The organism is Dokdonella sp. (assembly GCF_035703485.1).
In the GTDB taxonomy this organism is placed as follows: domain Bacteria; phylum Pseudomonadota; class Gammaproteobacteria; order Xanthomonadales; family Rhodanobacteraceae; genus Dokdonella.
Genome location: NZ_DASSYD010000212.1, coordinates 1 through 11,467, shown reverse-complemented (window position 1 = coordinate 11,467; position 11,467 = coordinate 1). Strand labels below are relative to the sequence as shown.

Annotated in this window: 11 protein-coding genes; all 11 read right to left on the bottom strand. The window is 60.7% G+C overall.

Annotation, left to right across the window (positions count from 1 at the left end):
- Positions 1 to 15 precede the first annotated feature (15 nt).
- Entirely contained in the window at positions 16 to 1,608 is a 1,593-nt protein-coding gene (locus VFN25_RS16535; protein ID WP_325143898.1) for a 2-isopropylmalate synthase, read from the bottom strand.
- Between the two features lie 467 nt (positions 1,609 to 2,075).
- Positions 2,076 to 3,050 (bottom strand): tetraacyldisaccharide 4'-kinase, encoded by a 975-nt coding sequence (lpxK, locus tag VFN25_RS16530; protein WP_325143896.1) that lies wholly within the window; start codon positions 3,048 to 3,050, stop codon positions 2,076 to 2,078.
- Positions 3,047 to 4,810 (bottom strand): lipid A export permease/ATP-binding protein MsbA, encoded by a 1,764-nt coding sequence (msbA, locus tag VFN25_RS16525; protein WP_325143894.1) that lies wholly within the window; start codon positions 4,808 to 4,810, stop codon positions 3,047 to 3,049. Before msbA ends, lpxK begins: the two co-directional genes overlap by 4 nt.
- A 31-nt stretch (positions 4,811 to 4,841) precedes the next feature.
- Positions 4,842 to 5,273: a biopolymer transporter ExbD gene (locus VFN25_RS16520; RefSeq protein ID WP_325143892.1), complete on the bottom strand. Its 432-nt coding sequence runs from the start codon at positions 5,271 to 5,273 to the stop codon at positions 4,842 to 4,844.
- Between the two features lie 6 nt (positions 5,274 to 5,279).
- Complete coding sequence (locus tag VFN25_RS16515; protein ID WP_325143890.1) at positions 5,280 to 5,912, bottom strand: MotA/TolQ/ExbB proton channel family protein; 633 nt, start codon at positions 5,910 to 5,912, stop codon at positions 5,280 to 5,282.
- Positions 5,913 to 5,993: 81 nt separating this feature from the next.
- Positions 5,994 to 8,354 carry a DNA internalization-related competence protein ComEC/Rec2 gene (locus VFN25_RS16510; RefSeq protein WP_325143888.1) on the bottom strand — a complete coding sequence of 787 codons (2,361 nt, stop codon included), beginning with the start codon at positions 8,352 to 8,354 and terminating at the stop codon, positions 5,994 to 5,996.
- A gap of 68 nt (positions 8,355 to 8,422) precedes the next feature.
- Positions 8,423 to 9,172, bottom strand: coding sequence for a lipoprotein-releasing ABC transporter ATP-binding protein LolD (lolD, locus tag VFN25_RS16505; RefSeq protein ID WP_325143886.1), 750 nt, complete (start codon positions 9,170 to 9,172; stop codon positions 8,423 to 8,425).
- Positions 9,165 to 10,406 (bottom strand): lipoprotein-releasing ABC transporter permease subunit, encoded by a 1,242-nt coding sequence (locus VFN25_RS16500; protein ID WP_325143884.1) that lies wholly within the window; start codon positions 10,404 to 10,406, stop codon positions 9,165 to 9,167. Before VFN25_RS16500 ends, lolD begins: the two co-directional genes overlap by 8 nt.
- Before the next feature lie 107 nt (positions 10,407 to 10,513).
- Positions 10,514 to 10,927, bottom strand: coding sequence for a hypothetical protein (locus VFN25_RS16495; protein WP_325143882.1), 414 nt, complete (start codon positions 10,925 to 10,927; stop codon positions 10,514 to 10,516).
- Positions 10,899 to 11,144 carry a succinate dehydrogenase assembly factor 2 gene (locus VFN25_RS16490; protein ID WP_325143880.1) on the bottom strand — a complete coding sequence of 82 codons (246 nt, stop codon included), beginning with the start codon at positions 11,142 to 11,144 and terminating at the stop codon, positions 10,899 to 10,901. The genes VFN25_RS16495 and VFN25_RS16490 overlap by 29 nt, the downstream gene beginning before the upstream one ends.
- 26 nt (positions 11,145 to 11,170) lie before the next feature.
- A partial coding sequence (locus VFN25_RS16485; RefSeq protein ID WP_325143878.1) for a 4Fe-4S dicluster domain-containing protein occupies positions 11,171 to 11,467 on the bottom strand: 297 nt, incomplete at its 5' end.

Sequence of the window (11,467 nt, the reverse complement as noted above, 5' to 3'; positions counted from 1 at the left end):
GATTTTCCTGGCGGTTTATGCAGTGACTGAAAGGGGTGCGGCAAACTTGACGTGCTCGATGCGATTGGCGATTTCGAGAATCGCATTGGCGGCGGCCTCGACGATGTCGGTCGATACCGATTGGCCGCGCAGCTCACGGCCTTCGTGGAGCACGCTGATGGCGGCCTGCCCTTGAGCATCGCCGCCTTCGCTGAGCGCCCGGATCTGGAATTCGTTGACCGAGAAATCGTGTCCGACGGCGCGCGAGACGGCGCGCAGGACTGCATCAACAGGGCCATCACCGATCGCGGCTTCGCTGACCACGCGTCCGTCATCGTGACTCAGGCGAACCGAGGCTGATGCGCCGGATCCGACATGCGTGGTCGCATGCAGATGCGTGATGCGCCACGGACCGGCGGCATCAGGATCGCGACCGAGTGCCATTGCTTCGATATCGGCATCGAAGACCTCGCGCTTTTTGTCGGCAAGCGTCTTGAAGCGCGTGAATACCTCGTCGAGAACGTTGTCATCGAGCTCATGGCCCAGTGCCAGCAAGCGCTCGCGCAAGGCATGCCGTCCGCTGTGTTTGCCCAGCACCAGTTCGGTCCTGGAAACGCCGACATCCTCGGCGTGCATGATCTCGTAGGTACCGCGATGCTTGAGCATGCCGTGCTGGTGAATGCCCGACTCATGGGCAAAGGCATTGGCTCCAATGATGGCCTTGTTGCGCGCGATCGGCTGGCCGGTGATCTGGGCAAGCAGTCGCGCAGTCACATGCAGGCGCTGGCTGCGGATAGCGGTGTGCAATCCGGTGAATCGATCACTGCGCACGCGCAAGGCCATGACCACTTCTTCGAGCGAGGCATTGCCGGCACGTTCACCGATTCCGTTGATCGTGCATTCGACCTGGCGCGCACCCGCCGAAATCGCGGCCAGACTATTGGCCACCGCCATGCCGAGATCGTCGTGACAATGCGAGCTGAAAACCGCCTTTTCCGCACCGTCCACGTTTGCCCTGAGCCAGGTGAACAGTTCGGCGATTTCGAGCGGCGTCGTGTAGCCGACGGTATCCGGCACGTTGACCGTCGTCGCACCGGCGGCAATTGCGGCGGAAAACACCTCGGCGAGGAATTCCGGCTCGGTGCGGATGGCATCTTCGGCAGAGAATTCAACGTCTTCGCAATGCCTGCGAGCGCGCTCGACTCCGGCAACCGCGGTATCGATGACCTGCTGCTTGCTCATCTGCAGCTTGAACTCGCGGTGCAACGGACTGGTCGCGAGGAAGATGTGGATGCGACCTTTCTCGGCGGGTTCGATGGCACGCGCGACACTTTCGATATCGCCCTGCTGGCAGCGCGCCAGACCACAGATTCGCGGTCCTCGCAGCGTCGAGGCGATCGCTTTCACCGAAGCAAAGTCATCGTCGGACGCATGCGGAAAGCCCGCTTCGAGAATATCGACGCCGAGATCCGCCAGCGCCTGGGCCATGCGCAGTTTCTGCGCCCGGCTCATGGAAAAGCCGGGAGCCTGCTCTCCATCGCGCAGCGTGGTATCGAAAATCAGCACGCGATCCTGCTGCGTGGGCCTTTCGCCTTGGGTCGCGCTTTCTACCGCAGGTTCACTGGTCATTTCAGGTTCCGTGGGGTGGTTCTGGTGAGATGAGGTTAAAAAAAACCCCGTCTTCGTTGCCGAGGACGGGGTTTTGGGATTCGATTTCTCGTGTCTACCCTAGCCCGCGCCTCCGCAGCTAATAATTACGAGTCCAAGTACGAGAACGAGACCGAGCGAGACGCGCAAGCGCGCGACAGCCGCCGGAACTCGGTTGAATACGGGGGAAGTCGTGAGGTTGCTGCGCTGCGTCATGAACCGACCCTAACCGATGCCGGAAGAACGTGTCAACACATTTCTTCGGTGGTTACTGATGCAACTTTGTTGACCGGGCATTTGGACGTCTGGATGGCTTTTTGGGGTGAAGCGGGAGTGGTGAGTTGGACTGTGAAAGCAGGATGCTGAAACGAACAGCGAAGCTGGCCCGCGGGGTGAGCTGCAGGAGCAGCGAATCAATGGGGAGTGGGAAAGGAGGAATCGGTTCCGACTTAATTTCGTAGTTTGCGGTCGATCTGATCGAAGAAAGAAGCGGGCAATTGTGCGCTGACCGGCACTTTCCAGCAGCGTGAGTCGGCGAAATCGATGCATTTCACTGCGTCCTTTTCGGTCATCAGGATGGGCAGGTCGTCGCCGAAATCCAGATCCTCCTTTACCAATCCATGATGATCGCCAAAGGCGTGCTCGATGACCTCGATCCGGTGTGCTCGAAGGCTGTCGAAGAAGCGTTGCGGATTGCCGATGGCGGCAATTGCATGCACCGTTGAGCCGGAAAAATCGGACAGTTTGCGTGACGCCGCATCGGCATCAAGCCGCTGGGCCTGATCGCCTCGCAAGACCATTGAAATCTCGCCCTGCTGCGGCGTTCCTCCGTTGCAGACGACGAAATCGACCGCTTGCAATCGCGCTGTCGATTCGCGCAATGGGCCGGCCGGCAGCAGTTTGCCATTGCCGAAACGGCGCTGGCCGTCGATCACGCAGATCTCGATGTCGCGCGCCAGTGAGGGGTTTTGCAAGCCATCATCGGCAAGGATCACATCGACTCCCGCACCCGGTAGCAAGCGTGCTGCGTCAGGCCGTTGACGACCGATGGCGACTGGCACACCACTTCGCCGTCGGATCAGGCTTGGCTCATCGCCGACGATGGCCGGATCAGGATTGTCATCGAGCAGAGTCGGCGCGGTCGCCGAACCTCCGTAGCCGCGGCTGACCACACCGGGCTTCCAGCCGCGTGCGTGCAACGCCTCGATCAAGGCCAGCACCAGCGGGGTCTTGCCGGTGCCGCCCGCAGTGATGTTTCCAACGATGATGACCGGAACCGACAGGCGCACCGGCTTGCGCAGGCCGCTGCGCCAAGCGAACTGCACGAGCGCACGAAGCATCCGATAGAGCGGAACCAGCATGCGCATCCAGAGCGGCGCGGGTTCGCCGCCATACCAGATGCGATCAATGGCGGCCTGTTTCATTGCGTTTCTACGCTGGATTTTCCGTTTTCGCGAAATTGCACGCGATGCAGTGCGGCGTAGTGGCCATCACGGTCGAGCAATTGGCGATGCGTTCCGCGCTCGACAATGCGACCGCCATCAAGCACGGCAATCTGGTCGGCATGCTCGATCGTCGACAGACGATGGGCGATTACGATTACCGTGCGGTTGGTCAGCAAACGTTTGAGTGCATCCTGGATCAGACGCTCGGATTCGGTATCGAGGGCACTGGTTGCCTCATCGAGAATCAGTAGCGGCGCGTCCTTGAGCAAGGCCCGGGCAATCGCGATACGTTGACGCTGGCCACCCGACAACAGTGCCCCGCCCTCGCCAACCTGGGCATCGAGGCCTTCGCCAAGCTGGCTGATGAACTCCATGGCATTGGCCGCCTGCGCGGCTTCCTCGATCGCCTCGCGCGATGCTCCGGCCAGTGCACCGTAAGCGATGTTGTGCGCGATCGAATCATTGAACAGAACAATTTGCTGACCGACCCAGGCAATCTGGTTACGCAGATTTTCGAGCCGCCAGGCATCCAGTGGCTGGCCATCGAGCAGAATGCTTCCCGAATCCGGCTCGTAGAATCGGGGTATCAGGCTGGCCAGCGTCGATTTGCCGCTGCCGGATCGTCCAACCAGGGCGGTGACGGTTCCGGGCGGGCAATGCAGGTTGATGCCGTCGAGGGCCGGCGTGGCCTGCCCCGGATAGCGCAACACGACGTCACGCAGTTCGATCTCACCGCGGCAACGATCCGTCGCATGGCTGCCCTGATCGACTTCGGCCGGGGTGTCGATCACCTTGAACAAATCCTCGGCCGCGGCGACACCGCGTTGCATCATCGCCTGCACCGTGGTCAGGCGCTTCAGCGATGGCAGCATCATCAGCATTGCCGTGATCAGCGACATGAACGTACCGGGACTCATCGTCTGCAACATCGACGGCCGCGTGGCAAAGAAAATCACCAAGGCCAGCGCACAAGCGGCGACGATCTGCACGATCGAGGTCGACATCGCATTGGTCGAGGCGATTTTCAGATTGAGTGTGCGATTCTGCTCGTTGACCTCGGCAAAGCGTGCGCGTTCTGCGGCTTGACCGAGATAGACCTTGACCTCGCGCTGACCGCCCACGGCTTCGTCGACGATGCCGGTGACCGAGCCAACCGAGTGCTGGATCTTGCCGCTGATGCGCCGGTAGCGTCGCCCGACGATGGCCGCGACGGCGGCGATCAAGGGAGCCATGATGAACAGCATCAAGGTCAGGCGAGCGCTCTGGTAAAGCATCACGCCAAGCAATCCGAGAACGGTGAGGCTGTCGAGGATCATCACCTTGACCGCGTTCGTGCTGGCCTGTGCGACCTGCTCGACGGTATAGGTGAGCCGCGAAATCATCTGCCCGGAGGCTTCACGATCGAAATGTGATGTCGGTAGCACGAGATAGCGCGAGAACACCTCGCCACGCAGGGTCTCGACGACATCGCGACCGATCCGGGCCAGGCCATAGTCGGCGACATACGTCGCCACACCACGAATCACGAACAGACCGACGATGATGAAAGGCATCCAGAAAATCGCCTGGGCGCTGCGACTGATGAACAGATCATCGAGCATCGGCCGAATCATCGCCGTAAATACCGCCGCGACCGCGGCGTCAAAGATCATGCCGAATATGCCCGCCAGCGCCCACAGGCGATAACGCGCTGCGTAGCCGAGCAGGCGCCGATAGGTGGCGAATGCGCTGACTGCCATGATCAGCCGACCATCAGATGTTGCGATGGTCTCACTTGCCGGCGTCCGACTTGGTTGGCGTCGTGGCCAGACTGAGGCGGTCGAAACCGAGCTGGCCGAGTGCGTCCATGGCCGTGATCACGGCTTGATGTCGACTGTTGGCGTCGGCGCGCAGAATCACCGGGCGCGTTCGATCATCGCCGGCAACCCGCAGGATTGCCGCCTTGAGCGTGTCGATACCGGGATTGAGCACCTCGTTGTTGTCGATGTAGAAGCGACCTTCGGCATCAATCATGAGGGTCAGATTCTGCTCGTCACGCGATTGCTCGGTGACCGAAGCTTCTGGCAGGGTCACCTTCATGCTCGAATGCTGCACGAATGTCGTGGTCATGACGAAAAACATCAGCAAGGTGAGCATGACGTCAATCAACGGGATCACGTTGATCTCGAAGTCATCCTCTCGACGACCGGAAGTGATGCGCATCGGAAATCAGCCTGCGTTGCGGACCGGGGGCGCGTCGGAGATGACGCTCAGTTCATCGGTCAACGTGATGACCTGCTTTTCCATGTCAATGACCAGATCGCTGACCCGGCCGCGGAAATAACGATGGAAGAAATAGGCCGGAATGGCCACGACCAGTCCGCTTGCCGTGCACACCAGCGCCTCGCCGATGCCGCCGGCCATCTTCAGTGGATCGCCGACGCCACTGACCATGACCGCAAAAAACATGCTGATCATGCCAAACACGGTTCCAAGCAGTCCGAGCAGCGGCGAGACGATGGCAATCGTGCCAAGCGTGTTCAGGTAGCGCTCCAGGCGATGCATGACATGGCGACCGGTATCCTCGACGCGCTCCTTGATGATTTCGCGCGGGCGATTGCGTACGACAAGTGCGGCAGCGAGCAGTTCACCGAGCGCGGAAGTATCCCGCAGCGCATCGATGTGCTTGGGATCGAGCTTGCGGGTACGCGCCCAGGTCATGACCTGGTCGCCCAGATCGGGCGGAATCACAGCCTTGCGGCGCAAGGTCCAGAAGCGTTCGAGGATGATGGCCAGGGCAACCGCCGAAGCAATCAGGATCGGAATCATCGGCCACCCACCCGCAATCAGGATCTCAAGCACTTGCCACTCCTCGTATGTCGTTTCGAATCAATCCGACGTCGCTGTGAACGCGCGGACTGCGAATGATAGCAGCGTCATTCCTCAGTGCATGCGCCACCAGGCCAGGCGCGCCTCCCGTCCCAGCTCGGGAACGCCGCCTGCGGGACCGAAACGAAGGTAAAGATAGCCCGCGTCAGCGGTATTGAGCAGGGCGATCCCGCGTTCCGCGAGGCGCGCCTTCACATCACCATGCGGATGACCGAAATGGTTGCGATAACCGGCCGATACCAGGGCCAGTTGCGGGTCAATGGCGTCGAGAAATTGTGCCGAGGTAGCGGTTTTGCTGCCATGGTGGGGAACGCTCAGCACCAGGGGTCGGCTGATCCTCATCTTGCCCATGACCTCGGCAATTTCCGGCTCGACGTGCGAAGTGGCGTCGCCGGTCAGCAGCAAGCTGCCCGATGCGCCGCTGACCAGCACCACGCAGGAGCGATCATTGCTTTTGCTGACGCCTGCAGCAGGCGCCGAAACGATGCGGAAACTCACCTCATCCCAGACCCAGGATTCACCGGAGCGACACGCACTCGCCGTCACCGCAAGACGCTCCGGCTCGCCGCTCTCGATGCTGGCCTCGGGAAACGCCAGATGAACGGCCTTCGCCCCGCCAGCATGGTCGCTGTCGCCGTGACTGATGAGCATGCGATCGAGATGGTCGCTGCCGAGCGCGTGCAGAGACGGAATCACCACCGCATCGCCAATATCGAAACCACTCGGATAGCGCGGTCCGGCGTCATACAACAGCGTGTGCTCCCGCGTTCGCACGAACATCGACAAACCCTGGCCGACATCGAACATCCAGACCTCGAATTCACCCGTGGCCAATGGCGACGCTCGCGGAATCAGCATCGGCACCAGCAAGGCCAGGCCAAACAGACGAAGCGGCACGCCGCGTGGCATCAGCATCCAGCCAACACCGAGCAAGGCCAGCACAAACGCCCAGATTGGTGCAGCGGCAAAGTAGATCTGGGCCGACGGCAAAGCGGCCATCCATTGCATCAGCTGCCACAGCGCCTTCAACAAGACATCGGCAAGCTCCAGCAGCGGCCCGCCCAGTGTCGGCACATCGACGATCAGCAAGCTGCCGGCCACGGTAATCGGTACGACCAATAGACTGACCCAGGGCACGGCGATCAGATTGGCCAGCGGGCCAATCAGCGAGCCCTGACCAAAGAACCAGACTGACATGGGCAGCAAGGCCAGACTCAGAATCAGCTGCAAGCGCGGAATTTCACGCCACCAGACCCGCTCGACGCCGACCGGGCGGGTCACCGAAAGAAGTACGGCGACGCCGACAAAGGACAACCAGAATCCAGCCGAGAGCACGGCCAAAGGATCCCAGGCGACGATGGCCAGGGCCGCCAGTGCCAGGCCCTGACCCATCGAGGTCGAGCGCCGCGTAAAGCGCGCCAGCAAGGCAATCGCGATCATCAGCAAGGTGCGCATCGTCGGCACGCCCATGCCGGCCAGCAACCCGTATCCGGTTGCACACGCCATCGCCACTGGCGCTTCGAGCAGTGGTCCGGGAATTCGCAGGGTCAGCCTTGGCCAGGCTTTCCAGAGCAGCCGCGCAAGCAAGGCACCGAACGCGGCCAGCATGCCGACGTGCAAGCCTGAAATCGCGATCAAGTGACCGATCCCGGTTGCTCTCAGCACCTGCCACTGGTCATCGTCGATACCTTGCTGGTCACCGACCGCGAGAGCACGCAACAAGGCACTGGCCGGATCACCGCCGAGTCGATGCGAGATCGCGTTGGCAATTTTTCCTCGCCATTGATCGATGCAGATGCCAGGCGCGTGATCGAGCAAGTGATTGGCTTGCGCATCACGTACATAACCAACCGCAACCACGCCGCGTTGCACCGCGCCGCGTTCACTGTCGTAGCCACCCGGATTGACCAGCCCACGTGGCGGACGCAAGCGCAGACGCAGCTGCCAGCGCGAACACGGCGGCAATTCCGGCGCATGGTCATACCAATTCAGACGGGAAAGACCTTGCAGCGCGACACGCTCGCCATCAAGTGTGGCGCTTTCGATATCGAACGCAAAGCGAGTGCTTCGGCTTTGCACTTCGGGCAGGCCGTGAATTGTCCCGACAACATCGAAATCCCGACCGTGCAGTTCGGTTGGCAAACGCGCGTCGAGCGCGGCGTGGGCGCGTAGCAGCGTCCAGGCAAGTCCCAGCACGAACCAGATGGGAGCACGATTGCTCGCGCGCAAGAACAACAGGGTTGAGGCCAGGCCTGCAACCAACACTGAAATCCAGGTCGGCGGCAATCCCGGCAACATCTGCACGGCCACTGCGCCACCCAGCAGCGCGAGAACTCGCGATGGCGTCAGTCGCGGCAAGCCGAAGTGCGAAGAAAATCGCCGACTCGCCGACTGCCGTGACCCATCCTCATCCATGTCGTCGATCCTTCCTGGAAACGATCTCTACCTCTGGCTGATATGACCCGCCGTGAAACGAGCTGCGCTCAAGTCAGGCGCGATCCCGCAACTTCACCCTTGTCCAACTCATGCAGCACGCCAGCGCGCAATTCAAGCATGCGATCCATGCGTGCGGCGAGTCCGCGGTCGTGGGTCACCAATACCAGCGCGGTGCCGATTTCGCGATTGAGTTCGAGCATCATTTCATAAACCTGGGCGGCATTTGCCTCATCCAGATTGCCAGTTGGTTCGTCGCCCAGCACGCAGGCAGGCCGCGTAACCAGTGCGCGGGCGACCGCCGCACGCTGACGCTCTCCACCGCTGAGCTCTCCAGGTTTGTGTCCGATGCGTGCGGCAAGACCCACCCTGCCGAGCAATTCACTGGCGAGGTCACGTGCCTGCGCAATCGGCGTGCCGCGAATCAGCAACGGCATGCAGACATTCTCTAGCGCGGTGAACTCGGGTAGCAGGTGATGGAACTGGTATATGAAACCGAGTGAACGATTGCGCAGCTGGCCGCGGGCGCGATCTGACAAGCGCGACATGGTCTGGCCTTCGACCTCGACTTCGCCACCCGTTGCGGTATCCAGACCGCCAAGAATATGCAGCAAGGTGCTCTTGCCAGTACCGGATGCACCGACGATCGAAACCGTTTCGCCCTGCTTCACGCTGAAGCTGACGTCGTGCAGGACATCGGTACGCAGATCGCCTTCCTTGTAAATCTTGGCCACCTTGCTTGCGCGAAGGACGATGTCGGCAGATTTTTTCACGCCTGATTTCATGGCCGAGTCATTCATAACGAAGTGCCGCCGCCGGCTCGATCCGTGCCGCACGCCAGGCCGGATACAAGGTGGCGACAATGCAGAAAAGGAATGCCGTGATCGTGATCCAGCCAACATCACTCCAGATCAGATCTGATGGCAACTCACTGATGTAGTAGACATCCGCGGAAAGAAAGGTCACGCCAAGGGTCTGCTCGATCCAGTGCACGATCGAGGTCAGGTTGAGCGCCAGCATCACGCCAAATCCGACACCAAGCGCGATCCCAAGCGTGCCGACCAGAACTCCCTGGATCATGAACACGCCCATGATGCTGCCCGGCGTCTGGCCGAGCGTGCGCAGGATCGCGATATCGGCCTGCTTGTCAGTCACCAGCATGACCAGAGTCGACACCAGGTTGAACGCAGCCACGGCCACGATCAGCGAAAGGATCAGGAACATCACCTTCTTCTCCATCGCGATCGCCTTGAAGAAATTGCTATGCCCCTGCATCCAGTCGGAAACCCGATAGGACTGACCGAGTTCACCAGAAATATCACGCGCCACCGAATAGGCCAGAAACATGTCATCGAGACGCAGACGGATGCCGGTCGGCCCATCCAGCCGGTACAGGGTTTCCGCATCCTTCATGGCGACGACCGCGAGTGCGCCGTCGTATTCCTGCATGCCGACTTCAAAGATGCCGCTGACTTTGAAACGTTTGAATCGCGGTTGTATGCCCATGGGCGAGGTGCTGACCTCGGGCGTGATGACAGTGGCAAAATCGCCAACGGCAACGCCGAGCTTCATCGCCAGCTCGCGACCAAGAATGATGTTGAAACTGCCCGGCTTGAGATCATCGAGACGGCCTTCAACCATCTTGCGGTCGATTTCCGAAACTTTCGGCTCGTATTCGGGGAGGACACCGCGCACGATCGCTCCGGACACCCGCTCACCCTGCAGCATCGCCTCTCGCTCGACATAAGGTGCGGCGCCAAGCACATGCGGATTGGTTTCGGCACGCTTCAGCGCTTGTGGCCATTCGCGAACACTTTCATCGACGCCCTCGACCGTGGCATGGGCAACCATGCCGAGGATGCGATCCTTGAGCTCCTTGTCAAAGCCGTTCATCACCGAAATCACGGTGATAAGTGCGGTCACACCCACCGCAATGCCGAGTATCGACACCAGCGAAATGAACGAGATGAAATGATTGCGACGCTTGGCCCGTGTGTATCTGAGACCAATGAAGAGTTCTAACGGTCGGAACATTCCGGATTGATGTCCTGAGAGCTGGCGCGATCATCATGGACCGCGCAGAAGGCGAAGAGTGCCGGAAGCGACCCGCTTACGGCAAGGCGGAGAAATCAACGAGCCGTTCAATCATGGCCGGCGGCGAGCGTGAGCAACAGGCGTCGGCGGAGTTCGCCATCGGCGTTGTCAGGGGTCAAAACCAATCGCCGCACCCGACCCGCCTCAGGTTGAAACGAAAGCACCAGGAGAAATCCCCGGTGCACATGATCGATCAGGCGGACCGGCCGCTCCGAACCCTCAAGATCGACCAACAGCCAGCCACCTTCACCACGCGCAACACGTACAACGTCTGACTTCAGATGACGGTACAGAGCCAAAGCTCCCAACGCTGCCAGAGCTGGCGCGATCAACAACCGGACGGTGCCGGGGAGCCCACTGAGCAAGATCGCAACAATCGCCGCCAGCGCGACCACGAACATGGCGATGGCCAGGCCACGACTGGGCCGATAGTCAAACGCGATGCTGGGTGCGGATTTCATCAATCACTGCTGCTTGATTCGGCTCGGTCGCCTGGCCCTTGCCGAGCAACCAGTCCCACAACTCTGGATCCTGCTGTTCGAGCAGACCGGCAAAGCCACTGCGCAACTCAGGTGACGCCGCGTTGTAACGGGTTTCCAGCCACCAACCAAGCAATTGATCCAGCTCCCGAGTACCGCGGCGGCAGCGCCAGCGCAAGCGCTTGAATTCGGCGTCCATTTGCGGATCGCTGTTGTTGACGAAAATCAGGTCCGGCGCTCGACCATGAGCTTCTTGATTTCGGCGATGGCCTTGGCCGGGTTCAGGCCCTTGGGGCAAACCTTGGCGCAGTTCATGATGGTGTGGCAGCGATAGAGCTTGAACGGGTCTTCGAGGTCGTCGAGCCGCTCCTGGGTGGTCTCGTCACGCGAATCGATCAGCCAGCGATAGGCCTGCAGCAGGGCGGCCGGGCCGAGATATTTTTCGCCGTTCCACCAATAGCTGGGGCAGGAGGTGGAGCAGCAGGCGCATAGAATACATTCATAGAGCCCGTCGAGCTTGGC